This is a genomic window from Kitasatospora sp. NPDC101235 (assembly GCF_044767505.1).
In the GTDB taxonomy this organism is placed as follows: Bacteria; Actinomycetota; Actinomycetes; order Streptomycetales; family Streptomycetaceae; genus Kitasatospora.
Window position 1 is genome coordinate 68,291 of the sequence record NZ_JBIWNZ010000021.1, and the last position, 24,384, is coordinate 92,674.

The window sequence follows — 24,384 nt, forward strand, 5'->3', positions numbered from 1 at the left end:
CCGGCCCGGCCGACTTCTCGCGCGCACGCGTTCAGCCGCTGCGGGCCCAGGCCGTACGGCGGTGGGACTCGTCCTCCTGGGCGAGGCGCCGCAGGACCGCCAGAACGGGTTCGAGGAGCAGGACGACGATCGCGGCGTGCTCGGCGAGCCGGAGGCGGTCCTCGATGCCCTCGATCCGGCCGAAGTCCAGCCGGGCCGCGGCGGCGGCCAGTTCGGCATAGGGCAGCAGTTCCTCGGTGCTGTACTCCATGCCGAGGCGGCTGAGGTCCATCAGGCTCGCGGCGAGTGCCCTGCGGTGCGGCGACTCCTCGGAGATGTCCCATCCCATGGCGTCCAGCAGCCGGTCGACCTGCGGAGCGTGCTCGTCGACCGCGTCGGTCTCGGCGGCATCGACCGGGGTGGGCAGGGCGTAGTGGACGACGCGGAGCGTGTCCAGCGGTTCGAGCGGCTGGTCGATCGCGGTGAGGACGTCGCGGGTGGCGGCGATGGACAGGCCGCCGCGGGCGGTCATGGCGCGGATCAGACGCAGGCGCTGAACGTGTTCGTCGCCGTACAGGGTCAGGGTGGCGCCGAGGGATCGGCCGGGCGGCAGCAGGCCTTCCCGCAGGTAGTACTTGATGGTCCCGACCGGTGTTCCGGTCAGGCGGCTCAGGTCGGAGATCCTCATGCGCTCACTCGTTCGGACGGTTCGGTGTGTGACCAGTCTCCCAGGCTCCCGAATGGACGCACGCATTCGGTAGTGTCACTATCGAGCTAGAAAGTGAAGGTTTCCAATAGTCGGCTGACCAGACACGACGCCGGAAACCCCCTTCGCTGCCGAACCCTGAGCGCCGTCCTCGGCGCCACCTCGCAACTGGAGCACCATGCCAGCCCCACGCCCCATCGGAACCAGGTGCCACGAGCAGGCCCCTGTCGCGCCGCGCCACCGAGGGGGGCGGAATGTCTGAGCCGACCCACGCCCCCAGGGCGAGCGCCCGTGGGCTGCTGCGCGGAAAGGGCCTCTGGCTGCGGTCGGCGCTGACCCTCGGCCTGCTGTCGTTCGTCCTGTCGCTGCTGTACACGGGTGCCAACAACGATCCGGCCGGCTCGATGAAGGACCTGCCGATCGCGGTGGTCAACGCGGACCAGGGCACCCGGATCGCGGGGCAGCAGGTCAACCTGGGCGAGCAGATCACCCCGCAGATCACCCAAGCGGCCGACCTGAAGGGCAAGGTGGCCTGGAAAGAGGTCGACCGCCGGACCGCCGACGAGCTCCTGGCCAAGGACAAGGTGTTCGGCGCACTCGTCATCCCGGAGGACTTCTCCGCCTCCGTGGCCGCCCTCGCCGGCCCGCTCCAGCACGAGCCGCACCCGCCGACCATGACCGTGCTGACCAACCCCGGCGCCGGAAGCTTCGGCTCCTCCATGGCTTCCGAGATCAACCGCAAGGTCGTCCAGACCACCTCGGCCCAGGTGGGCCGGCAGCTCGCCCAGCAGCTGAGTCACCAGGCCGAACACCAGGCCGCGCCCGGCACTGCTGCCAGGTCCGCCGCACCGGGCGCCGCTGCCAAGCCCGCCGCGCCCGGCGCCGCCGCGCAGCTGATGATCGCCGACCCCGTCAGGGCCACGGTCCAGGAGGGCCACCCGCTCGGGCAGCACAGCGGCCTCGGGCTGAGCGCGTTCTTCTACACCCTCGTCCTCGTCCTGGGCGGCATGCTCGGCGCCAACGTCATCCACACCCAGCTGGACACCGCACTCGGCTACATGGCCAGCGACAAGGGCCCGGTCCGCACCGCCAAACCGCTCCGGCACCTCAGCCGGGTACGCCACTTCGCCGTCGGCTCGGTCCTCATGGTCGTCCTGTCGATGGCGACCTCCGCACTGGCCATGGCCGCCGCGGTCGGCGTCATCGGCATCGACGCCTCCCACCTGCTGCAGCTGTGGATCTTCGGCAGCTGCGCCACGGCCGCGATGGGCGTCACCGCTCTCGCCCTGCTCGCCGCCTTCGGCACCCCGGGCCCCATCGTCTCCATGCTCGTGCTGATCGGCCTGGCCATCCCGTCCGCGGGTGCCACCATCCCGCTCCAGGCACTGCCCGACTTCTACCGGTTCCTGGCCGACTTCGAGCCCTTCCGCCAGGTCGTCGACGGCGTCCGGTCCATCCTCTACTTCGACGCGCAGGCCGACGCCGGACTCGGCCGCGCCTGGACCATGGTCGGCATCGGCTTCGCGGTCTCCCTCGCCGTCGGCCTCGCGGTCACCCACCTCTACGACCGCAAGGGCCTGCACCGCGCTGCCGCGCCCCACCCGCCGGCACCGGAGCTCGCCCCGGCCGGCTGACCACTTCGTGGACCGGTCCGACGCCGGCAGGGATCGCCGGCGTCGGACCCGCAGGCCGCAGGCAGCCCTGCCTGCGCACCCGGCAAAACGACCAACTGGAAGGCCCCCGTGCCACCCCTGCGACCGCTCGGCCGCCTCTACCGGATCGCCGTGCTCTGGAAGGCCCGGCTGGAGCCCGCCCTCAAGGAGCACGGGCTCACCGCCGCCAACTTCCACGTGCTCGTCACCCTGCGCCAGGCCGGCCCCTCCCACCGGCTGACCACCGGTCAACTGGCCGCCCTCGACATGGTCACCTGCTCAGGGATGACCGTCCGCGCGGACAGGCTGGAGAAGGAGGGGCTGATCACCAGGGAGCGCGACGACCGCGACCGCCGCATCATCCACCTCAGGCTCACCGATCGCGGCGTCGACCTCGTCGACCGCCTCCTCGCCCACTACTACGCGGTCGAAGAGCAGTTGACGGCGACGCTCGACGCCGACGAACACCGGGTCCTCACGAAGCTGGCCGACAGTCTGGAGCGCTCACTGGAGCACCCGGCCGACGCACCAGAGGCGCTCTGACAAGGCTGCGCGAGAAGTCGGGTGGGCCGACTTCTCGCGCAGGTGTGTTCAGGCGTTGGAGTTCGCCGGCCTTGATCGCGGTGACGAACGCCGTCCATGCGTCGGGGGAGACGACGAGTGCCGGGCCGCTTGTGTCCTTCGAGTCCCGCACGGCCATGCCGCTGTTGACGGTGAGCCCGGTCTCCACGCAGTCGTTCGCCCGCTCGTTGTAGCTGCTCTTGTACCAGCCGCGAGCGGAGATCTCCGGCCAGGTCGTGTGCTCACCCTCTTGTCTGAGCTCGTACTCACGTTTCTGTCGGGCCATCAGTCATGACACGTGGGGTGGTCGGTGCGAACTCGACCGTTTGTGGCGGGCCGCTGTTAGGCTGCCCGCCTGAATGCGAACTCTCCACGATGTAACCGGACTTGGAAGAGAGGGTGAAGGATCTCACCTTCGCCGCCGCCGACACCCGAGGAGCCACGTGAGACCCGAAGACGTCCCCCTGTTGTTCCAGGAGCTGGCCCGCGAGTTCGCCGACGTGACCGACATGTCGGTGGCGGCGACCGGCTCGTTGGCCCGTGGAGACCATCGCACGGGGGCGAGCGGCGACATCGTCTCCAATCTCGACCTGGTCCACGTCGTGGCCGAGGACGCGGACGTGCCGGAAACCCGTGCCGTGGTGGGACGGAAGATGCGGCGGATCTCCGACGCCTTCCGGATCGAGACGACGTCCGTCATCGCCAGGCTTCCGGCGTTCCGGCAGGCCGGCCACGCCCACTACCGGATCAGCATGCGGCCCGAGTGGTTCTGCGACGGCCTCGGGCTCGGGCCGGACGCCTTCTCCTGCCCCGGCCACGACGAGGACGACCCGCGCACGGCGTTGGCCTGGATGATGCAGCCCGTCCCGTACTACCTGGCGAAGGCGACGATCCTGGACCCGGCGACCAACCTCGCCAAGGCCCGCAGGGCCGCGCTGCGGCTGGCCGACCGGTTCGACCTGGCGCAGATGCGCGACGACCTCGACAACCTCCCGCGCGCGCTGCGCACCCTGATCGCCGAACGCGGCGTCACCCCGCTCGAATCCACCGCCCGCTACCTCGACGCCCCCACGCATCCCGCCATCGCGCAGCTCGTCCGCGACGCGGTCTTCGTCGAGGGCATGGGACTGTCTTCCGCCGACTCGATGGTCATCCTGCTGCCGTCCGTGCCGAACTGACCGGCACCTCCCGAACTGACCGACCCTGGAGCGCACCCCATGTCCACCCGGCAGCACGTGGAGATCCTGCCCCCGCACCCGTTGCGGGCCGGCTACGACAGGTCGTTGGAGCGTGGGTCGATAGCCGACGAATTCCAACGCCGCCTGGAGCCGGCCAACTTCAACCCGGTCTACCTCGGCGCCCTGACCGAGCGGGCCGAACAGGCCCTGCGTGAAGGCCCGGCGGACGAGACCATGCGGTGGCGCCTGGCGTTCCTGCTGCTCCAGAACAACGCCACCGCGGCCGCCGTCGAACGGGCCGGGGAGCTGCTCACCGGCGCCACCCTCCCGCAGGCCCGGCGCCTGGCCCACCTGGTGGCCGGGATCCGCAGCCGGGCCGACCGGTCGCGTACGGGCCGTCGCGTCCGGCGGGTCAACTGGTCGATCAACAACCGTTGCCCGATGTCCTGCCAGGGCTGCTACAACCCGTTCGCCGCGGAGCAGATCGACCTCGCCCAGGCCCGGCGGATCGTCGGGAAGCTGGCTGCGCACGGGACCACCGACCTGGTCCTGGCCGGCGGGGACCCGCTGCTGTGGCCGCCGATCTTCGACGTGGTCGACCACGCCATCGAGGCCGGCCTCAAGGTCGGCCTGGACACCACCGGCTACACGCTCACCGCCGGGAAGCTCGCCCGGTTGCGGGGGCTGTCCTCGCTGCGGCTGCCGCTGGACGCCGTCACCGCGGACGTGCAGCGGGCCTTCCGCCGCAGCCCGGACGCCGACCTCCTCCGAGTGCTCCTGGACTCCCTCGCCCTGTGCGATGCCGAGGGCTTCGACCGGGTGCGGGTGCACACCGTGGCGAGCGCCGAGAACCTCCACCAGCTGCCCGAGCTCGCCGCCGAGATCATGTCCCACCCCTCGGTCGCCCAATGGGTGATCTTCCAGTGGTGGGGCCGACGGGCGTCGCCGGCCACGGTCCGCAGGCTCGGGGTGGCGGTGGAGGACGTCCGCGCGGTCGTGGAGGGGATCCGGCGCGACCACCCCGGCCGGGAGATCCACCTCGCGGAGAGCAGCGAACGGGAGCTGCTGAACTGGATGATCCAGTCGAGCGGGCAGGTCGTCACCTTCGGGTCGGGCGCGGAGGAGGAGTTCATCCTGGGCAACCTCCTGACCGACGAGGTCGAGGAGATCCTGACCCACCCGATCCTGGACTTCGAGGCGATGTCCCGCGGGATTCCGGTCACCCCGGGGACGGTCTTCCCCCGTGCCGACGGGGCTGCTCTGCCTGCGGAGGACTGAACCCGCTCCTTCGCTCTCCTCCGGCGGCGCCCGACCGGCGGTGCGCCGGTGCGGCGGTGCGTGGACCGCCGTGACGCGCGACAGTGGATTCTCGGAACAGGTGCGCCGCCGGCAGGCACCCCGTGCTGTGCGGTGCCTGCCGGCGGCGATCGGATCAGGCGGCGAGCAGGTACCAGCCCCCGAGGCCGCTGCACATGCTCGCGTTGTAGGCGCCGGCGCGGAAGCCGGCCGGAACGGGCTGGTAGGGGCACATGTACTCGCCGACGCGGGCCAGTTGCTGGAACCACGAGCCGATGTTGCCGCAGCCGGAGTTCATGTGGCCGGTGAGCACGTAGCCGGGCGGGATCGGCGAACCGGCACAGGTGTACTGGCCGTCGCGGGCCAGCTCCAGGAACCAGTAGTCGATGCCGCTGCAGCCGGTGGCGTTGTGGAGGGTGATCACGTAGCCGGGGGGAATCGGCGAGGTGGCGCAGGTCCAGATGCCGTTCTGCACAGGCTGGATGTACCAGGCACCGGCGTTGTTGCACCCGCTCGGCTGGCGCTGGGTGATCACGTAGCCGGCAGGGATGGGCGTACCGGGACAGACCCACCCGGGCGACGCCTGGACGGCGGCGACCGGTGCCGCCGCCGGCGCCGCACCGGCCGTGCCGGCAGCTGCGCCGGTGAGGACGGCCACCAGCAGGGTGACCACCCCCGCCGCGGCGGCGAGCCGGCCCCGGACTGCCGCCATCCATGAACGACCGAGCACGTGGCGATACTTGATGTTCACTTCTCACCGGTCCAATCGACGGGTCCGCGACGCGCCGCGCGAGGGCCGTGCGGCGCCGTGCTGCGGAGCTGGACCGACCCTAGTCGGGCAAACGGTGGGTCGGTCGGTGCCGGAGGGATACATGACAAACCTGGCCGGAAACCGCTCCGGGATCCACCGGCCACCGTCCGTCCTCGCGGGAGGGCGCAAGGGCGGGCCGCCAGGACCGGGCCGCCGGCCGGTTTGCCGGCAGGCTCCGCGCCGGTCCGGCTGACGAAGCCGAGCTCCCGGCTGATAACAGAACGGTTGCGGAGCCCGCCCTTCCCGTATCCGGGGCTTGACGGCATGGGGAGGGCGGGCGTTTGCTGTGTCCGCTCGTTGGAACCTGTTTGGTTCTGGTTTGTTTTGTGTGTTTGAACGTTCAAACCGTGTCGAGTCACCCCCGTCCCACCCGCCACACCCACCCCACCCCCTTCGCATCACAGCCTTCCGGCGCCACCCCACCGAGAGGAATGCAATGTCACACCTTTCCCGTCGCGACCTTCTCCGCGCATCCGGAGCCGGCCTGCTGGCCGTCGCCGCCGGCGGCACCCTCGCGGCCTGCGGCAGCGGCTCCGGCTCGGGAGGCGCCTCCGGTGGGGACGCCGACACCGGCACGATCACCGTCTGGTCCTGGGCCACCGCCGCCGACGCCCTGCGCGGGATCGTCCCGGCCTTCGAGAAGGACAACCCGGGGATCAAGGTCGACGTCCAGGACATCGGTGAGCCCGCCATCTGGGACAAGATCACCGTCGGCATGGCGGCCGGCGGCCAGGGCCTCGGCGACGTCCTGCACATCGGCTGTGACTACCTGCCCGGCTACATGGAGAAGTTCCCCGGCGGCCTGGCCGACCTCTCCTCGTTCGGTGCCGACGCGCACAGGGACAAGTTCGCCAAGGGGCTGTGGCCGGTCGTCTCCGGCAAGGACGGCCACGCCTACGCGCTGCCCTGGGAGGTCAACCCGCTCGGCTTCTTCTACCGCAAGGACTACTTCGACAAGGCGGGCATCGACCCCGAGGCCCTCGCCACCTGGGACGACCTGCTGGCCGTCGCCGACCGCTTCAAGGCCGCCAACCCCGGCATCGCCCTGATCGGTCTCAACCGGGCCGCCAACCCCACCCCCGACCTGGACTTCCTCCAGTCCCTGATGCAGCTCCAGGGTGCCTTCTACTTCGACCTCCAGGGCAAGATCACCGTCGCCTCGGAGCCGGCCGTCCGCGCCCTGACCATCGTCAAGCGGCTGGACGAGGCCGGGCTGATCGGCGACACCCCCGGTGTCCAGAGCTGGCCGCCCGTGATGAAGACCGGCAAGCTCGCGGTGGCCGCGATGCCCGCCTGGGTCGCGCACTACCTGGAGAAGAAGTTCCCCGACCAGAGCGGCAACTGGCGGCTCACCAAGCCCCCGGCGGTCACCCCCGGCGGAAAGCGCACCGCCCTGGTCAACTCCACCCACCTGGCCGTCGCCTCCTCCAGCCCGCGCCGCCGCGCCGCCTGGAAGTTCGTCGAGTACGCCGTCACCCGCCCCGCCTCGGTGAACGCCATGTTCAACGCGGGCGGCGTCTTCCCGGCCCTCACCGAGGCCTACACCGACCCGCTGTACGCCGCGCCGAGCGCCTACTACGGCGGCCAGCCGGTGCTCAGGACCTTCGCCGACCTCGCCACCGACGGCGGCGACCCCACCAACTACTCCGGCGACTACGCCCGCGCCCTCAAGCTCGTCAGCGACGCCCAGGTCAAGGTCCTCCTCAAGGGCGCCGACCCGGCCGCGGTCCTCCAGGACGCCGCCAAGCAGCTCGCCCAGCAGACCGGGCGCGGGATCGCATGAGTGCCGCCAGCCCGCCCGCCGCCTCCGCGAGAGCATCCGCAGGCCTCCGTTGGGCCCGGCGGCGCCGCGCCGCCGTGCCGTACCTGCTGCTCGCCCCCGCCCTGATCACCTTCGGGGTGTTCAAGGCCTACCCGATCATCGACTCGCTGCTGCTGTCCTTCACCACCGGCTCCGGCTCCGCGACCCGCAACGCCGGTATCGCCAACTACCGGCGCCTGCTGGACGATCCGCTGTTCTGGACGGCCCTGCGCAACACCGGCGAGATCCTCATCGTGCAGGTCCCGCTGATGCTCGGACTGGCCCTGCTGATGGCCGTCGGCATCAACTCCGCACTGGTGCGCTGGCGTACGGTGTGGCGGCTCGGCGTCTTCATGCCCTCGGTCACCGGCCTCGTCGCCACCGGCGTGATGTTCGCCTACCTGCTCAAGGGCGACGACGGCGCGGTCAACTGGCTGCTGAACGCCGTCGGCCTGCCCTCCGTCGACTGGCTGGGCCAGCCCGTCTGGGCCCGGATGGCCGTCGTCCTGGTGCTCACCTGGCACTACACCGGCTACAACGCCGTCATCTACCTCGCCGGACTCCAGTCCATCCCGAGGGAGTTGTACGAGGCCGCGATGGTCGACGGCGCCGGACCGATCCGCCGCTTCACCTCCATCACCGTCCCCGCGCTGCGCCCGGTGCTGCTGTTCACGGTCGTGCTCTCGACCATCGGCACGCTCCAGCTCTTCGACGAGCCGTACGTGCTGACCGGCGGTGGGCCGGACAACGCCACCCTGACCGTCTCCATGTACCTGTACCAGAACGGCTTCCGGTACTTCGACTTCGGCTACGCCTCCGCCATCGCCTACGCGCTCACCCTGCTCGTGTCGGTGCTCGGCGCCGTCCAGATGCGCCTGATGGGAGAGCGCGAGAAGTGACCTCCAAGACCGTGACCCCCGAGACCGTGACCTCCCAGGGCGCGCCCGTCAGGAACAGCGCGCCCCGCAAGAAGAACGCGACCCTCAAGAAGCTGCGCGGCTGGCCGCTGACCTTCTTCCTCGCCGGCATCACCGGGCTGTCGATCGCCCCCTTCTACTGGCTGGTGGTCTCCTCCACCCGCAAGGACACCGAGGTGTTCGACTGGCCGCCGAAGCTGCTGCCCGGCGGCGCCCTCGGCGAGAACCTGAGCCATCTGGAGCAGAAGATCGGCCTGTTCCGGGTGCTCGGAAACTCCCTGCTGGTGGCCGGAGTCCAGACGCTGGGTGCCCTCGTCGTGGCGCTGCTCGCGGGCTACGCCTTCGCCAAGTTCCGCTTCCGCGGCCGCACCCTGCTCTTCGCCCTGCTGCTCTCCACCCTCGTGGTGCCCGAACAGGTCCTGCTGGTACCGCTGTTCAAGATGATGATGGACTTCGGCCTGCTGGACACCTACCAGGCGCTGATCCTGCCCGGCCTGTGCGTGCCCTTCGCGATCTTCCTGATGCGGCAGTCGCTGAGCAGCCTGCCGGACGAACTCCTGGACGCCGCCCGGGTCGACGGCGCGGGCGAACTCCGGGTGCTGTTCAGCGTGGTGGTGCCGGTCATGCGGCCGGTGCTGGCGGCGCTGTCGATCTTCCTCTTCCTGGGCTCCTGGAACCAGTTCGTCTGGCCGCTGATCGCCCTGCGCAGCCCCGAGATGCACACCCTGCCGGTCGCCCTGGCGACGCTGCACGGGAACAAGTCCAACACCGACTACGGCGCGATCCTCTCCGGCACCGCGCTGTCCACCCTGCCGATGATGGTCCTCTTCCTGGTCCTCCAGCGGCAGTTCATCTCCGGCCTGCTGGCCGGCGCCACGAAGGGCTGAGCATGACCGAGAGCACGAGCGACACGACGAGCACCGCCACGGCCGGCACGAGCACGGCCGAGGTCTGGGAGCCGCACGCCCCCACCGCCGCCGGCGGCCTGCGCCCGCTGTACGCCGAGGGCCTGGACCTGCGGGTGAGCGGGACGGGCACGGCCCAGGGCGTCGCCGACGGGGTCGTGGAGGTGACCGCCGAGGGCGCGGGCGAGGTGCGGATCGAATGGCGGGTGCCCTGCGTCGACGCCACCGCCCTGTGGACCCCCGAACCGCGCGGCACCGGCTGGCTGCCCGCCGCCTGGAGCGCCCCGCGCCGCACCTCGCTGGCCAACGGCGCGCCGATCGCCGCGCTGGTCGGCACCGGGGACGTCGCCCTGTGCGCCTTCGCCGCCGGGCGCCCGGACGTGCTGGCCGGGGCCGGGGTGGTCGAGGAGACCGGCGAGTTCCGGTTCTGGGCCCAGGCCACCGACCGGCTCACCGTCCGGATCGACACCTCCCGCCGGCACTTCGGCCGCGCCCTGGCCGACCTCGCCGCCTGGTGGGGCGAGGGCCGCACGGCCGACATCCCGGAGGCCGCCCGCCGCCCCGCGTACTCCACCTGGTACTCGATGCACCAGGACATCACGCCCAAGGGCGTCGAGACCCAGGCCGCGCTCGGCAAGGAGCTGGGCCTGGACGTGATCATCGTGGACGACGGCTGGATGACCGCCGACCGTACCCGCGGCTACGCCCACTGCGGCGACTGGGAGCCGGTCTCGCTGCCCGACACCGCCGCCCACGTCCAGCGGGTGCACGACCTGGGCGTGCGCTACATGCTCTGGTACGCGCTGCCGTTCATCGGCAAGGACAGCGCCGCGTACCGGCAGATCGGCCACCACGTGCTGGCCGACGCCGCCCACATGGGCGCGATCGTCGCCGACCCGCGCCAGCCCGAGGTCCGGGCCTTCCTCACCGACCGGCTCGCCCGGGCCGTCGAGGAGTGGGGAATGGACGGCCTCAAGGTGGACTTCGTCGACTGGTTCGCCCGCGTCGACGCCCCGCCGGCCGGCCCCGGCGCGGACTGCGAGAGCGTGGACGAGGGCGTGGAGCGGCTGCTCGCCGAGATCCGCCGCCGGATCACCGCCGCCGACCCGGAGGCGATGATCGAGCACCGCCAGCCGTACGTCAGCCCCGGCCTGTGGCCGTACGCCACCATGATCCGCGCCACCGACTGCCCGCTCAGCCCGCAGGAGAACCGCCAGCGGACCATCGACGTGCGGCTGGCCGCCGGGCCCGTCCCGGTCCACGCAGACATGCTGATGTGGCACCGGGGCGAGCCGGCCGAGCAGGTCGCCTGCCACCTGATCAACGTGCTGTTCTCGGTGCCGCAGGTCTCCGTCGACCTCGCCACCCAGACCGAGGCCCAGCGCGAGGCCATCGCCTTCTGGCTCGGCGTCTTCCGTGAGCACACCGCCACCCTCCAGCTCGGCGAACTGCTCCCGGCCCGCCCGGACCTCGGCTACCCGATGGTCACCGCGCGTGGCACCGGCACCGTGGCCGTCGCCCGCTACGCCGCGCTGCCGGTCGACGCCTCCGGCGACGACTGGCGCACCCTGCTGGTGGCCAACGCCGACGCCGACCCGGACGTCCGGCTCACCGGCGGCCGCGGGCAGGCGGCGGTGACCGTGCAGGACGCCCGGGGGCGTATCGTCCGGCAGGGCGAGGTCGAGCTGGACCGGGCGGACACCATCGCCGTGCCGCGCGGCGGGCTGCTGACCCTGCGCCGAGCCTGACCCGCTCGGGGCGCCGGACCGGCGCCGGCACCCGTCCTGAGCCCCGACCACCCCTGGAGAACCGCATGCCCGAGGGACCGCGCCGGCCGCGCCGCGGCGCCACCACGATCGAGGAGGTCGCCCGGGCGGCCGGGGTCTCCCGGCAGACCGTCTCCAACGCGCTCAACGCACCGCAGCGGGTGCGCCCGCAGACGCTGGAACGGGTGAACGCGGCGATCCGTGAACTCGGCTACCAGCCCGACCAGTCGGCCCGCTCGCTGCGCAGCGGCGCCCGGCGCACCATCGGCTACCTCGCCCCGGTGGACGACCCGCTCGACCCCAACCCGCTGATGGCCGGCTTCCTGGAGGCGCTGGTCGACGCGGCCGGGGCGGCCGGGCAGCGGGTGCTGCTGTTCCGGCCGGGGCAGGGCACGGCCGACCCGGTGGCCGCGATCGACGAGCTGGTGGCGGCCCGCCAGGTGGACGGGCTGGTGCTGGCGGACGTGCTGCACGAGGACGTCCGGATCGCCCATGTGGCCCGGCTCGGCGTCCCGTTCGTCAGCTTCGGGCGGACCGGGCCGGGGGCGCCGCAGCACTGGGTGGACATCGGCAACGAGGCGGCGATGGCCGAGGTGGTGAGGCACCTCGCCTCACTCGGCCACCGCCGGATCGGTTACCTCGGGGCCGCCGAGGAGCTGCCCTGGATGGCGGCGCGGCGGGCCGGCTTCCTGGCCGAGGCACAGCGCCTGGGCCTGTCCGCGGTGGCGACGGGCGGTGCGCAGACGGCTGCGGCGGGCTCCGTGGTGGCGTCCGTGAGGACGCTGCTGCGCGGGCCCGACCGGCCGACCGCCTTCGCGGCCGGCAGCGACCTGCTGGCGCTGGACCTGTCCGAGGCCGTCCGGGCGGAGGGGCTGGTGGTCGGGCCCGGCGGGGTGGCCGTCACCGGGTTCCACGACACGCCGCTCTGCCGCCACCTCCACCCCGCGCTGACCTCGGTCCGGCTGCCGCTGCGGACGATCGCCGCGGCGCTGGTCGGCCGGCTGCTGGACCAGGTGCGCGGGGAAGCGGCGCCGGCGCAGGGGCTGGAGCTGCCCACCGAGCTGGTGGTGCGGGGGAGTTCGGGCCGGTCCGGCGGGGCGCGGCGATCCGGCTGGTCGGGCTGGTTCGGTTAGCCGGGCCGGTTCGCGGGGTCCGTCGTCGGTGCCACGATCAGCTCGCCGACCAGCCGGGCGGCCGCCGCCCGCTGTTCGGCGGGCAGGGCGTCGTCGGTGACCAGGACGTCCAGCTGGTCCAGGTCGGCGAAGGAGGCCAGGCCGACCGCGTTCCACTTGGTGTGGTCGGCCACCACGACCACCCGGTGGGCCGACCGGAGGAAGGTGCGGTTGGTCTCCGCCTCGGCCAGGTTCGGGGTGGTCAGCCCGGCCTCGGGGGAGAGCCCGTGGCAGCCCAGGATCAGCAGGTTGACGTGCAGGGAACGGATCGCCTGGTCGGCCACCGGGCCGACCAGGGCATCCGAAGGGGTCCGTACGCCACCGGTGCGGATCACCGTGGCGGTGGCGGGGGTGCCGTCCTCGGCGGGCTGTTCCAGCAGCTCGGCGATCCGCAGCGAGTTGGTCACCACGGTGAGTCCCTCGACCCCGCGCAGGTGCCGGGCCACCGCGAAGGTGGTCGTCCCGCCGGCCAGCCCGACCGCCGAACCCGGCGGCACGAGCGCGGCGGCGGCCAGGGCGATCGCGTCCTTGGCGGGCAGCTCCCAGTTCGCCTTGGTCTCGAAGCCGGGCTCGCCGGTGGCGGGAGCATCGACCCGCACCGCGCCGCCGTGCACCTTGTGCACCAGGCCGCGGCGGGCCAGTGCGTCCAGGTCGCGCCGGACCGTCATGTCGGAGACCCCGAGGTCGCGGACCAGTTCGGTGACCCGGACCCCGCCGCGCGCGCGGATCTGCTCCAGGATCAGCACGCGACGCTGTCCGGCGAGCGGTTGGGCGCTGTCAGCCATCGGGAGGCCCTCCTTCGACCACTTCCGTGAGTGGCCCTGGTGGATAATGTTTGAGATTGTAGCTTTCTGTTGATTCCAATGGCTTCACTCAGAGGAAGAAGGGCCATGCCCGGGACGTCCCTGACCCAGCCCACCGTCAGGACCGTGAACACCCTCGCGGACGGTCGGCAGCTGATCTACTACGACAGCGGTGCCGCCGCCCCCCGGTGCGCGGTGGACGAACGGCCGCTCGACCCGCAGACCCCCGGGTCCGAGGTCCGGCTGGACCCGGCCACCGGCGACTGGGTCACCATCGCGGCCCACCGCCAGGCGCGCACCTACCAGCCGCCGGCCGAGGAGTGCCCGCTCTGCCCGTCCCGGGACGGGCGGCTCAGCGAGATCCCGGCCGAGGACTACCAGGTGGCCGTCTTCGAGAACCGCTTCCCCTCACTGGCCGGCCCGCCCGCCGAGCCCCTCCGGGAGGCCGAGGGCCTGTGGACCAGCGGCCCCGGCGCCGGGCGCTGCGAGGTGGTCTGCTTCACCGCCGACCACGAGGCCTCCTTCGCCGACCTCACCCCCGAACGCGCCCGGCTGGTCCTGGACGCCTGGACCGACCGCACCGCCGAACTCACCGCGCAGCCCGGCGTGCGGCAGGTCTACTGCTTCGAGAACCGCGGCGCCGAGATCGGCGTCACCCTCGCCCACCCGCACGGTCAGATCTACGCCCTGCCCTTCACCACCCCTCGCACCGCCCGGATGGCCGCCCGCGCCGCCGAACACCGCGCCACCACCGGCCGCAACCTCTTCGACGACCTGCTCGCCGCCGAACGCGCCCACGGCGACCGCGTCGTCCTCGCCGGGACGCACTGGACCGCCTTCGTCCCGTTCGCCGCCCGCTGGCCGTACGAGGTGCACCTGTACCCGCACCGCCGGGTGCCCGACCTGACCGCCCTGGACGCCGAGCAGCGGGACGAATTCCCCTCCCTCTACCTGGAGTTGCTGCGCCGCTTCGACCGGCTCTTCGGCGCCGGCCGCACCCCGTACATCTCCGCCTGGCACCAGGCCCCCGCCGGACAGCGGGACGAACTCGCCCTGCACCTGGAGCTGTTCACCATCCGCCGCACCGCCGACAAGCTCAAGTACCTGGCCGGGGTGGAGTCCGGCATGGACGCCTTCGTCAACGACGTCACCCCCGAGGACGCGGCCCGCCGGCTGCGGGAGGTCGCCGCATGAACACGTTCGCGCAGCTGTACGGCCGGCCGGCCGAGGGGGAGTGGGCCGCCCCCGGCCGGGTGAACCTGATCGGCGAACACACCGACTACAACCTCGGGTTCGTCCTCCCGATCGCCCTGCCGCAGACCGTCCGCGCCGAGGCCGCCCGCCGGACGGACGGGCTGCTGCGGCTCTGGTCCGCCCAGGGCGGTGAGCTCGTGGCGCTCCGGGTCGAGGACCTCGCCCCGGGCTCGGTGCCCGGCTGGGCCGGCTACCCGGCCGGGGTGGTGTGGGCGCTGCGCGAGGCCGGGCACCAGGTCGGCGGGGCGGACCTCCGCCTGGACAGCGACGTGCCCAGCGGCGCCGGGCTCTCCTCCTCGGCCGCACTGGAGTGCGTCGTCGCCGCCGCGTACAACGACCTGTACGGGCTGGGGCTCCCGGCCGCGGAGCTGGCGGTGCTGGCGCAGCGGGCCGAGAACGCCTTCGTCGGCGTGCCCTGCGGGATCATGGACCAGATGGCCTCGATGTGCTGCCGCCCCGGGGCCGCGCTGTTCCTGGACAGCAGGGACCTGGCGATGCGTCAGGTGCCGGTCGACCTCGCGGGCGCGGGCCTCGCCCTGCTGGTCCTGGACACCCGGGTGAAGCACGACCTCGGGGACGGCGCCTACGCCGCGCTGCGGGCCGGCTGCGAACGTGCAGCCGCCCTGCTCGGGCTGCCCGCGCTGCGCTCGCTCCAGCCGTCCGGGCTGGATGACGCGCTCGCCCGACTCCCTTCGGAACTGGTCCCGCTGGTGCGGCACGTGGTCACCGAGAACGCCCGGGTGGAGGCCGCCGTCGCCCGACTGGACGCCGGCGACCCCGCCGCGCTCGGCCCGATCCTCACGGCCGGGCACGCCTCGCTGCGCGACGACTACCGGGTCTCCTGCCCGGAGACCGACCTCGCCGTCGAGGCCGCCCTGGCCGCCGGCGCCCACGGCGCGCGGATGACCGGCGGCGGCTTCGGCGGCTCGGTCATCGCCCTGGTGGACGCCGATGCGGCCGAGCACGTCGCCGCCGAGGTCACCGCCGCGTTCCGCACGGCCGGGTACGCCGAGCCGCGCACCCTCACCGCCGTCCCGGCGGAGGGGGCGCGCCGACTCCGGTGACTCAGGCCCGGTGGGCGGCCGGGCGCTCCGGGGAGGCCTCCGCGAGCGCCCGGGTCACCGCCTCGGTGCCGGCGCGCAGCCCGTACACCGGGGTGGCCGGCTGCTGGCGCCAGGACTCGTCGATCCCGCCCGCGTCCACGGTGTCGAAGCCCAGCTCGTCCACCAGCGCCCGGACCACCCGCTTGGCCGCCTCGTCGTCCGACGCGACCGGCACGGCGATCCGCTCAGGGTCGCCCGCCGGGCGCGGGCGCTCCAACAGGTCCTGCGCGTAGGTGCCGTTGAACACCTTCACCACCCTGTGCCCGAGGTGCTGCTCCGTCCACCGGCTCTCGGTGAGACCGCCGTCCTCGATCGCGTCGATCCGGCCGTCGCGCTCCTTCGGGTAGTAGTTGCCGGTGTCGATCACCGCGACGCCCTCGGCGGCGCCGTCCAGCAGCCCGGCGGGCAGGTCCGGCACGTTCTTCAGCGGCACCGTCACCACCACGACCTGCGCCCCCCGGGCGGCCTCGGCGACCGTCACCGCCTTCGCCCCGGTCTCGTCGACCAGCGCCGTGAGCGTCTCCGGGCCACGGGAGTTGGCCACCGATACCTCGTGCCCCAGCGCCGTCAGCCGACGCGTCAGGTTGCCGCCGATGTTGCCCGCGCCGATGATGCCGATCTTCATGTGAAGTCCCTCTTCGCGAGTACCGTATTGGACCGTCGCCTTGGCCCAACCACCCGTTGGCCGCCCCGATTCCCGGTCGGCAGGGTGGTTTTCCCGGACCTACGGTCGAAGCGGGTCTGGTTCCGCCCCGGCACCCGCCACGAGGGTGGACGTCATGAACAGCACTCCGTCCCACTCCACCGTCCTCGTCACCGGCGGCACCAGCGGCATGGGCCTCGCCACCGCCCGCCACCTCCTCACCGCCGGCGCCACCGTCGTCATCACCGGCCGCGACGACGCCCGCCTCGCCCGCGCCGCCGCGCAGCTCGACGCCGGCGACCGGCTGCTCACCGTCCGCGCCGACGCCTCCGTACCGGCGGACCTCGCCCGGCTGGCCGACACCGTACGGGAGCGGTACGGCCGCCTCGACGGCGTCTTCGCCAACGCGGGCGTGGCCGGCTTCCAGCCGGTCGGGGACGTGACGGAGGCCGAGTTCGACCGGATCGTCGCCACCAACCTCAAGGGCGTGTTCTTCACCGTCCAGCACGCCCTGCCGCTGCTGGACGCCGCCGGCGGCGGCTCGGTCGTCCTCAACGCCTCCTGGACCCCGCACCGCGGTCTGCCCGGCGCTGCCGTCTACGCTGCCAGCAAGGCCGCCGTCCTCAGCCTCGCCCGTACCCTCGCCGCCGAACTGGCCGGGCGCGGCATCCGGGTCAACTCGGTCAGCCCCGGCTACATCGTCACCGAGATGTTCCACGCGGCCGTCCCGGACCCGGCCGACCACGAGCCGATCCGCGGCCACGTCCCGCTCGGGCGGCTGGGCACCGCCGAGGACGTCGCGGAGACCGTCGCCTTCCTGCTCTCCGACCGCTCCTCGTACATCACCGGGCAGGACATCGTGATCGACGGCGGGCTCGTCCCGAGCTTCCCGTCCCTCACCGGCTGACCGCCCGGCTCCGCCGTGCCTGGTCCTGACAGGGCCAGGCACGGCGGCACCCGTCCGGGTGAGAATCCATGGCGTGAACCCGAGCAGCGCCCTGAGCGAATTCCTCCGCACCCGCCGCGCCGGCCTGCGGCCCGAGGACGTCGACCTCCCCGACTACGGCGGCCGGCGCCGGGTCACCGGGCTGCGCCGCGAGGAACTCGCCCACCTCGCCGGGGTCAGCGTCGACTACTACACCCGTCTCGAACAGGGCCGCGTCGGCAACCCGTCCGACGCCGTCCTCGACGCCGTCGCCCGCGCCCTGCGCCTGGCCCCCGACGAGTCCGGCCACCTCCACCGCCTCGCCCGCCCCGCGGCCCGGGCCCGCCGCCCCGTCGCACGCCAGCAGCCGCGCCCCTCCCTGCTGCACCTGCTGGAGCAGCTCGACCACACCCCGGCGGTGGTGATGGGCCACCGGATGGACGTCCTGGCCTGGAACCGTGCCGCCGTGGCGCTGTTCGGCGACTACGGCGCCCTGCCCGTCGAGGACCGCAACATCGCCCGGATCACCTTCCTGGACCCGGCCTCCCGCGAGCTCTACGCGGACTGGGCGGGCTGCGCCCGGGAGAACGTCGCCTTCCTCCACCTGGAAGCCGGCCGCCGCCCCGACGACCCGCTGCTCGCCGAGCTGGTCGGTCGACTCTGCCTGGGCAGTGAGGAGTTCCGGCACATGTGGGCGGACCACCCGGTCGCCGACAAGACCTCGGGCCGGAAGTCCTTCCGCCACCCCCTGGCCGGCACCCTCGACCTCGCCTACGACACCCTCCGCCCGGCCGACGACCCCGGCCAGGCCCTGGTCACCTACACCGCCGACCCGGGCTCGCCCTCGGACGACGGGCTGCGGCTGCTGCTGGCCTGGGCGGCGTCGAACTGAGGGTTCTGGGCAATGACGAGCAGGTTCTCCCTGGCCAGCTCGGTGTCCGGATGATCAGGTCCAAGGACACGGTCGAAATCCGCTATCGCCTGGCGGAGCATCTCCATCGCTCTGTCAGGCTCCCCGGCACACCAATAGGAAACAGCGAGGTTGTTGCTCGCCATGAGGGTGTGGGGGTGGTCAGCACCGAGGATTCGCCGGCGGTCGGTCAGGACCTGTTCCTTGAGGCTGATGGCATCGTCGATGCGTCCGGCGTCCGTATAAGTGGTACCGAGGTTGTGGCGGGCTATGAGGGTGTGGGGGTGGTCAGCACCGAGGATTCGCCGGCAGTCCGCGAGGATCTGCTCCTGGAGGCTCGTCGCGTCGTCGGTGCGCCCGGCACGCCAGTAGGTGGCGGCGAGGTTATTGCGGGCGATGAAGATCTGGGGGTGATCGGTGTCGAGGATGCGTTCCCGGTCGGCGAGGATCTGCTCCTGGAGCACGACGGCCTGGTCGGTGTCCCCGGTTTCCGAGTACGAGTGTGCGAGGTTGTTCCGGGCACTGAGGGTGTCGACGTGGTCGGTGCCCAGGAGGTGTTCGCTCATGGTGGAGAGATTGCGCCAGTACTGAAGACTGGTGGTGTACAGGCCGGCATCCGAAAGGCTGAGCCCACACCGGAACAGGAGCGGGTGGAGCCCCAGCGACGGCTGGATCAGGTCGGCGGTACTGTGCCCGGCAAGTACGTCGGTGTTGGCCCGGAGCGTCGCGGCCAAGCCCTGCACGCTGTAGTCCGCACTCGGCCACAGTTCGAGAAGGGCATCAGCAGCCGCGTGGCTGGACTGCGGTGAACCGGGATCGATGTCGAGCGCAGCCCGGGCGGTGAGCGCGTGCAGGGTCACCTCGCGGTCGGCGGTCTCCGTGACGGTGACGAGACTGTAGTTGTGCAGCAAGGCGAGCGCGTCCAGCGCGTCGTCGGCCGTGACCGGCGTGCCGCGGACGTTGCCGAGATGCTCCAGCACCGCCTCCGTGCTCCACAGTCCCTGCGGATGCCCGGTTGGGTCGAGCAGCGCCGCCAACCCGAGGACCGGCCCCGCGAGCCCGACCGGTTCCTCCTGCATCGCCGCGTCGAGGGCCAGCAGCAGCGCTGCCGTCACCGGGCCGCGGTAGCCGTCGGCGCCGGAGCGGGCGGGGAGGACGGCGTCCAGGTTGCGGGAGCGGTCGCGGAGGAGTTCCAGGTAGCGGCCGCAACTGCGCCGGGTGTTGATCATGTAGGCGGCCGCGTGGGCCAGTGCGAGCGGGAGGTGGCCCAGCTCTTCGGCGAGGTCGTCGGAGCGCTCGTCGAGGAAGTGGGCGCACGTCGCGCGCTCCAACCGCTGGCGTAGATAGGCAGCCGACTCGGCGGCGGAGTACGTGGTGACGTCGACGAGCATGCGGTCACCGCCCGTGCTCGCGGCTCCCCGGTGGCGGGTGGTGGCGATGACCCGCCCCCGTCCGCCCCGGCTCGTGACGGGCCACAGCTGCTCGGGCGTGTGCTCGGTGGTGTTGTCGAGGACGATCAGCCAGCTGCGCTCGGTCGTAGCCAGCCAGGCCAGGAAGCGCTCGGCGTCCTGCTCGGCCTCACCGTGCGCCCCGGGCACCCGAAGCTCCACGGCGGCGCGGGCGTAGAGGTCGGTCACGGCGGAAGGCTCGGCGGCGTCGGCCCACAGGACCAGATCGGTACCCGCATCGATGGCCTCGCGCGCGTAGTGCGCCGCGAGCTGCGACTTCCCGACGCCGCCACCGCCTGCCAGCACCTGGCTCAGCACGACCGTCCCGTACTCCCCACGGGCCTCGTCGATGGTTCGCCGCAGCTCCGCCCGGGGCTGGAAGGCGGTCGCCCTGGGCGGAATCCGACCGATCACCATCGGCCACCGCACCTCGGCAGCCGGCGCGGCGTACTGGTTGACGGTCAGCTCGCGCGCCTGGAACGTGCTGCCGTTGACCGTGCTGTTGTCGATGCCGTTCCTGACCTGCCAGCCCTGCACCTGCTCGCCCCCACCGCCCGGCGTGTCGAATGGCCTCCATTATGGAAGGTCAGCCGACCTCGTTTCGGCGGCCGGCCCGTCGATCCGCCGCGCGGTCGCCGCTCCGCGGGTGTGCCCGGTCCGTCACTCGAAGCGGGCGGGGTCGCCCGCCCCGCGCCGGACGATCTCCGGTCCGCCGCCTGAGAAGTCGACGACCGTCGTCGGTTCCGTGCCACAGTCGCCCGAATCCACCACGGCGTCCAGCACGTGGTCGAGCCGCTCCTTGATCTCCCACCCCTGGGTCATCGGTTCGTCCTCGCCGGGGAGGACCAGGGTGCTGGAGACCAGGGGCTCACCGAGTTCGGTGAGCAGGGCCCTGGTGACGGCGTGGTCGGGGATCCTGACGCCCACCGTCTTCTTCTTCGGGTGCATCAGACGGCGCGGAACCTCCTTGGTGGCAGGGAGGATGAAGGTGTAGCTGCCCGGTGTCGCGGCCTTGACGGCGCGGAAGACGTTGTTGTCGAGTTGGACGAACTGCCCCAGCTGCGCGAAGTCCACGCACATCAGAGTGAAGTGGTGGCGCTCGTCGAGGCGCCGGATCGACCGGATCCGTTCGAGGCCGTCGCGGTTGTCCAACCGGCAGCCCAGGGCGAAACAGGAGTCGGTCGGGTACGCGATGAGGGCCCCGGACCGGAGACTGGCCGCCACGGTGCTGATGGTGCGCGGCTGGGGGGACTCTGGGTGCACGTCGAAGTACTTCGCCATTGGCCGACCCTACGGGATCCCGGCCACCGATCGGCGCAGCCGCGGCATCCCGCTCCGCAAGCGCCCGCGAAAAACCGGACCGGTACGACACGATGGAGGAAAGCTGACTGGCATCCAGTTATTCAATCTGTCGACCAAGGAGGCGTAGGCGAGCCGTCAGCGTCCAGACCGAGCGGCCACCTCAACTTGCCTTCTTCTCCGTCAAGTTCGCCGGAATCAGCGGCTTGCTGGTAGAAGGTCTCAGCGCCCTTCTGGTCCCCGGCCTCATCTCGCATCCGTGCCAGGTGAATCAGGGTGTCGGGGTCGCCGGTGGCTGCGGCTCGCTGGTAGAACCTCTCAGCGCTCTTCTGGTCCCCGGCCCGTTCCCGTAGCTCTGCCAGGCGTACGAGAGCGCCAGCGTGCCCTGCGTCTGCGGCTCGCTGGTAGAGGGCCTCGGCCCCTTCCATGTCCCCGGCTTGTTCCCGCACCCGCGCCGCTGTTCCCAGAGCGATGGGGTTGGTGGCAGCCTGCTGGTAGAGGGCTTCGGCACCGTCGACATCTCCGGCTTCCTCCCTCAGCTCGGCCAGGTGAACCACGATGAGGGTGTCGTCGGTGGCTGCGGCCTGCTGGTAGAACCTCTCAGCGCTCTTCTGGTCCCCGGCCCGTTCCCGTAGCTCTGCCAGGCGTACGAGAGCGCCAGCGTGCCCTGCGTCTGCGGCTCGCCGGTACAGGGCCTCGGCACCGTCGACGTCTTCGGCCTCCTCCCTCAGCTGGGCCAAGCGATCGGCGGCTGGACGCCGGAAGGGCCGGCACGTACCCCCGGGCCGGCCCCTTCGTCGCTGTGTGCGGGGGCGGGGACGCCCTTGAGTGGCGGGCGGTTTGCTACCGTGAGCCACTCGCTGGGGCGCATCCGCGCGTGGCCGCAGGGGATGGGAAACGAGGTGGACGATGGCCGAGGAGGCCGGCACCTGGACACTGGCAGATCGAATCGACAGGCTGTTCCTGACTGTGTGTCGCCCCGATGGTGAGCAGTACACCCATGAGGAGGTCGCTCGGGCATGCCGGGAGGCGACCGGGGAGACCTTCTCCGCGACCTATCTGTGGCAGCTGCGGCACGGGCGCCGGGACAATCCTACGAAGCGTCACCTTGAGGCGCTCGCCAAGTTCTTCCAAGTGCCGGTGACGTACTTCTTCGACGATGCACGGGGCGACGAGATTGCCAAGGAGATCGCGTTCCTCGGGGCGCTGCGGAACGCCGGTGTGCGGAACGTGGCCCTGAGGGCCGTCAACCTCTCGCCCGACGGGCTGGACACCGTGAGCGACATCATCGACACCATCGCTCGGCGCGAACAGCTTCGATCGCAAGGCCGCTGAGGTGCTCGGGGCGTTCGGGGGGAGGCGATACCGCGACCAGTTACGCCGGTGCCGGCGGATCGACGCGGAGTTGGAGCTGCCTGATCCGTTCGACGCCGAGGCACTCGTGCACCGGGTGGCCGAGCAGCGGGGGCGGCGGATCGAGCTGCTGCCGACGCCCTGGCGGCCAGGAGTGCCGTGCGGGCTGGTCGTCACCACCGACGAGGCCGACTACATCGTCTACTCCTCCGACACGTCGCCCCTCCACCGGCAGCACATCCTCCTCCACGAGGTCGCCCATCTGCTGTGCGGGCACCTCGGGCCGCTCGGTGAGAGCCCGTTCGACGGCGCCTCGGCGGGCGAGGAGTCGCCGGGTGTCCGGGCGTTGGTGCCGAGCCTCTCCCCGGCGCTGGTGCACCGGGTGCTCGGCCGCACCGTCTACTCGGAGCCGCAGGAGCAGGAGGCCGAGCTCCTGGCTTCGATGGTCCTGAACAGGGCGGTCCGGTGTCCGTCGGGAGTGGCGGACGCGGTGGGGGAGACGCACTCCCGGCTGCTGGAGCCGTTCTTTGGGCCGTCGACAGGGAAGCGCCGAGGTGTCTGACCTCGCGCTCCATGTCGTGGCGGCGGTGCTTGTCGCGCTCGGGCTCTGTCGGTGGTTCGCCCTCCGGGGCGGGCGGTCCACGGCGGCGCTCCGCTCCGGGTACCGCTTCGTCCTCTGTCTCGGTGCGGCCATGGCTGTACTGGCTCCAGGGAGCGTCGGGCGGATCGAGCGGTGGTCCGGGGTGCCGGGGTTGGCGACGCTGGTCGGCGACTGCCTGCGGCTGGGCGCCGGCTGCTTCCTCGGGTTGCTGAGCCTGGAACTGCGGCAGCCGCCGGTGCCGGCCGCGTCGGTGCGGCGCCACACGCTGGTTGCCGCGGCCGTCGCCGTCGCCGCCGTCGTACTCTTCCGGGCCGCCGACCCGCGCTATGCCGCGGGCGACATCCACGTGGCCGGAGTACACCGCCTGGCCCTGGCCGGCTACGACGCGCTCATCACGGTGTACGTCGCCTGCTGTCTGGGGTCGCTCAGCAGGCAGATCCAAGCCAGGGCCGGCCGGACCGAGGGCGCTGGGCAGCGCCTGGGGATGCGGCTGATCGCCTGGGGAACCAGGGTGGGGGTGGCGTGGACGGCCTGGGGTCTGGACGACGTCCGGCAGGCCCTCGGCACCGGTCGGCAGGCCGGTGCCGAGGACGGTGTCTCGGTGGTCCTCGGTGTGGTCTGCACCGCTCTGGTCGTCGCCGGCGCCACCGTCGGCAGATGGGGCAGAGGGCTCCCCGCCCTGCGGCGGTGGCTGTGGGCGCACCTCACGTATCGGGAACTGGCCCGGCTCTGGCACTCCCTGTACGAGGTCTTCCCGGAGATCGCCCTGCGGCCGCCGGGGCGTCGCGGTCCGGGTCGGCCCCCCGGCGACATCCAGTTCGCTCTCTACCGGCGGATCATCGAGATCAACGACGGCCTGCTGGCGCTCCGGCCGTTCCTCGAACCCGCGTCCGAAGGCCCGGGCGTGTCCACGCCGCCCGACCGGCCCGATCTCCCCGCCGAACCGGATGCACAGGCGGCGGCGATCGTCCGAGCACTGGGACGGGCGGGCGCAGGCCCGGTCAGCGCGGTGCCGCCGCCGTTCCGGCGGCCCCTGAGCGCGGCCGTGCTGGCCTGCCTGGCGGCGCGCGCCTCCAGCGCCCCGGCCGGCTCCGACCGGCCCGGCCTGGGGATCGAGCGGGAGGCTGCCCACCTCGCCGCCGTCTCCCGGGCGTTCGGCGCATCCCGCCCGCTGGCACCGTAGTCCGGCCCTCGGCATCGGTGTTCGACCAGCGAGGCAAGGAGCAAGTCGCGTCCAACAGTTGACGTGCCGTCGGAGCCTCGGCAGACTCCTGACTGTTAGCTGAGATGCATGGCCATGG

24 protein-coding genes are annotated in these 24,384 nt (G+C 72.2%); 16 read left to right on the forward strand and 8 right to left on the reverse strand.

Annotated features, from left to right (window positions below):
- Positions 1-31 precede the first annotated feature (31 nt).
- A complete protein-coding gene (locus tag ACIRRH_RS29580) occupies positions 32-667 on the reverse strand; it encodes a MerR family transcriptional regulator (RefSeq protein WP_403073474.1) in 636 nt (211 codons plus the stop codon).
- 272 nt (positions 668-939) lie between these two features.
- On the opposite strand from ACIRRH_RS29580, the gene ACIRRH_RS29585 reads away from it, so the two are divergent.
- Both ACIRRH_RS29585 and ACIRRH_RS29590 read left to right on the forward strand, forming a co-directional pair.
- On the forward strand, positions 940-2,319 hold the full coding sequence (locus ACIRRH_RS29585; RefSeq protein WP_403073476.1) for a DUF3533 domain-containing protein: 1,380 nt from the start codon (positions 940-942) through the stop codon (positions 2,317-2,319).
- A 108-nt stretch (positions 2,320-2,427) separates the two neighbouring features.
- Entirely contained in the window at positions 2,428-2,880 is a 453-nt protein-coding gene (locus ACIRRH_RS29590) for a MarR family winged helix-turn-helix transcriptional regulator (RefSeq protein ID WP_403073478.1), read from the forward strand.
- Here ACIRRH_RS29590 and ACIRRH_RS29595 read toward each other — a convergent pair.
- Positions 2,813-3,184, reverse strand: coding sequence for a DUF397 domain-containing protein (locus ACIRRH_RS29595; protein ID WP_403073480.1), 372 nt, complete (start codon positions 3,182-3,184; stop codon positions 2,813-2,815). The genes ACIRRH_RS29590 and ACIRRH_RS29595 overlap by 68 nt on opposite strands.
- Positions 3,185-3,341: 157 nt before the next feature.
- Here ACIRRH_RS29595 and ACIRRH_RS29600 point away from each other — a divergent pair, with 157 nt between their 5' ends.
- Both ACIRRH_RS29600 and ACIRRH_RS29605 read left to right on the forward strand, forming a co-directional pair.
- The gene (locus ACIRRH_RS29600) at positions 3,342-4,076 is read left to right on the forward strand and encodes a hypothetical protein (protein ID WP_403073482.1); all 735 of its coding nucleotides are present in this window, start codon (positions 3,342-3,344) and stop codon (positions 4,074-4,076) included.
- Between the two features lie 39 nt (positions 4,077-4,115).
- Positions 4,116-5,354 (forward strand): radical SAM protein, encoded by a 1,239-nt coding sequence (locus ACIRRH_RS29605; RefSeq protein WP_403073484.1) that lies wholly within the window; start codon positions 4,116-4,118, stop codon positions 5,352-5,354.
- Between the two features lie 154 nt (positions 5,355-5,508).
- Here the strand turns inward: ACIRRH_RS29605 and ACIRRH_RS29610 are convergent, their stop codons facing one another.
- Positions 5,509-6,084: a hypothetical protein gene (locus ACIRRH_RS29610; protein WP_403073486.1), complete on the reverse strand. Its 576-nt coding sequence runs from the start codon at positions 6,082-6,084 to the stop codon at positions 5,509-5,511.
- Positions 6,085-6,619: 535 nt separating this feature from the next.
- Between ACIRRH_RS29610 and ACIRRH_RS29615 the strand changes: the two genes are divergently transcribed.
- The 5 genes from ACIRRH_RS29615 to ACIRRH_RS29635 all read left to right on the forward strand — a co-directional run bounded on the left by ACIRRH_RS29615 (position 6,620) and on the right by ACIRRH_RS29635 (position 12,705).
- Complete coding sequence (locus tag ACIRRH_RS29615; protein ID WP_403073488.1) at positions 6,620-7,966, forward strand: ABC transporter substrate-binding protein; 1,347 nt, start codon at positions 6,620-6,622, stop codon at positions 7,964-7,966.
- The gene (locus tag ACIRRH_RS29620; RefSeq protein ID WP_403073490.1) at positions 7,963-8,883 is read left to right on the forward strand and encodes a carbohydrate ABC transporter permease; all 921 of its coding nucleotides are present in this window, start codon (positions 7,963-7,965) and stop codon (positions 8,881-8,883) included. The genes ACIRRH_RS29615 and ACIRRH_RS29620 overlap by 4 nt, the downstream gene beginning before the upstream one ends.
- A 92-nt stretch (positions 8,884-8,975) precedes the next feature.
- Positions 8,976-9,788, forward strand: a complete 813-nt coding sequence (locus ACIRRH_RS29625; protein WP_403073617.1) for a carbohydrate ABC transporter permease — start codon at positions 8,976-8,978, stop codon at positions 9,786-9,788.
- 2 nt (positions 9,789-9,790) lie between these two features.
- Positions 9,791-11,554: a glycoside hydrolase family 36 protein gene (locus ACIRRH_RS29630; RefSeq protein ID WP_403073492.1), complete on the forward strand. Its 1,764-nt coding sequence runs from the start codon at positions 9,791-9,793 to the stop codon at positions 11,552-11,554.
- Positions 11,555-11,619: 65 nt separating this feature from the next.
- Complete coding sequence (locus ACIRRH_RS29635; RefSeq protein WP_403073494.1) at positions 11,620-12,705, forward strand: LacI family DNA-binding transcriptional regulator; 1,086 nt, start codon at positions 11,620-11,622, stop codon at positions 12,703-12,705.
- Here ACIRRH_RS29635 and ACIRRH_RS29640 read toward each other — a convergent pair.
- Entirely contained in the window at positions 12,702-13,529 is an 828-nt protein-coding gene (locus ACIRRH_RS29640; RefSeq protein WP_403073496.1) for a DeoR/GlpR family DNA-binding transcription regulator, read from the reverse strand. The genes ACIRRH_RS29635 and ACIRRH_RS29640 overlap by 4 nt on opposite strands.
- A gap of 105 nt (positions 13,530-13,634) precedes the next feature.
- Here ACIRRH_RS29640 and galT point away from each other — a divergent pair, with 105 nt between their 5' ends.
- Positions 13,635-14,741 carry a galactose-1-phosphate uridylyltransferase gene (galT, locus tag ACIRRH_RS29645; RefSeq protein ID WP_403073498.1) on the forward strand — a complete coding sequence of 369 codons (1,107 nt, stop codon included), beginning with the start codon at positions 13,635-13,637 and terminating at the stop codon, positions 14,739-14,741.
- Positions 14,738-15,865 (forward strand): galactokinase, encoded by a 1,128-nt coding sequence (gene galK / locus ACIRRH_RS29650; RefSeq protein ID WP_403073500.1) that lies wholly within the window; start codon positions 14,738-14,740, stop codon positions 15,863-15,865. The genes galT and galK overlap by 4 nt, the downstream gene beginning before the upstream one ends.
- A 1-nt stretch (position 15,866) precedes the next feature.
- Here galK and ACIRRH_RS29655 read toward each other — a convergent pair whose 3' ends face one another.
- A complete protein-coding gene (locus tag ACIRRH_RS29655; RefSeq protein ID WP_403073502.1) occupies positions 15,867-16,529 on the reverse strand; it encodes an NADPH-dependent F420 reductase in 663 nt (220 codons plus the stop codon).
- A gap of 154 nt (positions 16,530-16,683) precedes the next feature.
- On the opposite strand from ACIRRH_RS29655, the gene ACIRRH_RS29660 reads away from it, so the two are divergent.
- Entirely contained in the window at positions 16,684-17,454 is a 771-nt protein-coding gene (locus tag ACIRRH_RS29660) for an SDR family NAD(P)-dependent oxidoreductase (protein ID WP_403073504.1), read from the forward strand.
- 73 nt (positions 17,455-17,527) lie between these two features.
- Positions 17,528-18,364, forward strand: coding sequence for a helix-turn-helix domain-containing protein (locus ACIRRH_RS29665; protein ID WP_403073506.1), 837 nt, complete (start codon positions 17,528-17,530; stop codon positions 18,362-18,364).
- Here the strand turns inward: ACIRRH_RS29665 and ACIRRH_RS29670 are convergent.
- The 3 genes from ACIRRH_RS29670 to ACIRRH_RS29680 form a co-directional block, all read right to left on the reverse strand.
- Positions 18,292-20,367 carry a tetratricopeptide repeat protein gene (locus ACIRRH_RS29670; protein ID WP_403073508.1) on the reverse strand — a complete coding sequence of 692 codons (2,076 nt, stop codon included), beginning with the start codon at positions 20,365-20,367 and terminating at the stop codon, positions 18,292-18,294. The genes ACIRRH_RS29665 and ACIRRH_RS29670 overlap by 73 nt on opposite strands.
- Positions 20,368-20,490: 123 nt before the next feature.
- Positions 20,491-21,111 (reverse strand): L-threonylcarbamoyladenylate synthase, encoded by a 621-nt coding sequence (locus ACIRRH_RS29675; RefSeq protein WP_403073510.1) that lies wholly within the window; start codon positions 21,109-21,111, stop codon positions 20,491-20,493.
- A gap of 122 nt (positions 21,112-21,233) precedes the next feature.
- The gene (locus tag ACIRRH_RS29680; protein WP_403073511.1) at positions 21,234-21,869 is read right to left on the reverse strand and encodes a tetratricopeptide repeat protein; all 636 of its coding nucleotides are present in this window, start codon (positions 21,867-21,869) and stop codon (positions 21,234-21,236) included.
- Between the two features lie 169 nt (positions 21,870-22,038).
- Here ACIRRH_RS29680 and ACIRRH_RS29685 point away from each other — a divergent pair, with 169 nt between their 5' ends.
- The 3 genes from ACIRRH_RS29685 (at position 22,039) to ACIRRH_RS29695 (ending at position 24,266) form a co-directional block, all read left to right on the forward strand.
- On the forward strand, positions 22,039-22,464 hold the full coding sequence (locus ACIRRH_RS29685; RefSeq protein WP_403073513.1) for an XRE family transcriptional regulator: 426 nt from the start codon (positions 22,039-22,041) through the stop codon (positions 22,462-22,464).
- Positions 22,465-22,534: 70 nt separating this feature from the next.
- Positions 22,535-23,044, forward strand: a complete 510-nt coding sequence (locus ACIRRH_RS29690) for a ParH-like protein (RefSeq protein WP_403073515.1) — start codon at positions 22,535-22,537, stop codon at positions 23,042-23,044.
- Between the two features lie 25 nt (positions 23,045-23,069).
- Entirely contained in the window at positions 23,070-24,266 is a 1,197-nt protein-coding gene (locus ACIRRH_RS29695; RefSeq protein WP_403073619.1) for an MAB_1171c family putative transporter, read from the forward strand.
- The last annotated feature ends 118 nt before the right edge of the window (positions 24,267-24,384 follow it).